The organism is Delftia tsuruhatensis NBRC 16741, from assembly GCF_001571325.1.
GTDB classification, from domain to species: domain Bacteria; phylum Pseudomonadota; class Gammaproteobacteria; order Burkholderiales; family Burkholderiaceae_C; genus Comamonas; species Comamonas tsuruhatensis.
Map to the genome: position 1 here is coordinate 1 of NZ_BCTO01000134.1, position 645 is coordinate 645.

Here is a 645-nt window from a genome sequence, read left to right on the forward strand (position 1 = left end):
TGGTTGCGAACGAAATCAGAAGGGCTCATAGTCACCAGGCCACTCGGAGGACTGATCGCCCAGCCCGGCGGGCAGGGGCGGCAGGTCGTCAGGACGCGATTCCTCGGGCTCGGGCCTGGCATCGTCTTGCCGGGTCCAGTCCTCGGCCACCTCATCCAGCTCGGGCGGCCAGACCGCAGGGCGGAAGTACACGCCCGACTCCAGCGCGCCATTGACACGCTGCCTACCCTTGAACTCCCACCCGTTGCTTTCAAGCCAGGCCTCAACCTGACCCTTGAGCGCCGGCGTGGCCTTGCCGATGTCCACGCCAAGGGCCTTGATCAGTGCGTTGATAGGCACACGCTCTGCATTGACGTTGATGAACTGGGCATTCATGCCGGCTTCCCGGGTCAGCAGCTTGAACAGCTCACCATCTACCGCAGACTCCTGCAGGCGGCTTTCCTGCATGGGAACGAAAAGCCGATCTTCTTCTTCCTTCGAGGGCGTATAGACAATGCCGCCCTGCTGATACAGCGCATATGCCTCAGCCATCAGCTGGCCCCGCATGCGCTCCAGCCACTCGGTCTTGATGACGTGGCGCACCGGGATAGGCCAGAACCGCCGGTTGCCCGAGCGGTCGCGCAGGTACTTCTTGTCATTGGTCGA

At 62.8% G+C, this 645-nt stretch carries 1 protein-coding gene; it reads right to left on the reverse strand.

Translation table 11 applies throughout. From position 1 onward, the window contains the following. Positions 1-15: 15 nt before the first annotated feature. Positions 16-645 (reverse strand): virulence-associated E family protein (locus tag DTS01S_RS29305; protein WP_218010594.1); only part of this gene is annotated, 630 nt, incomplete at its 5' end.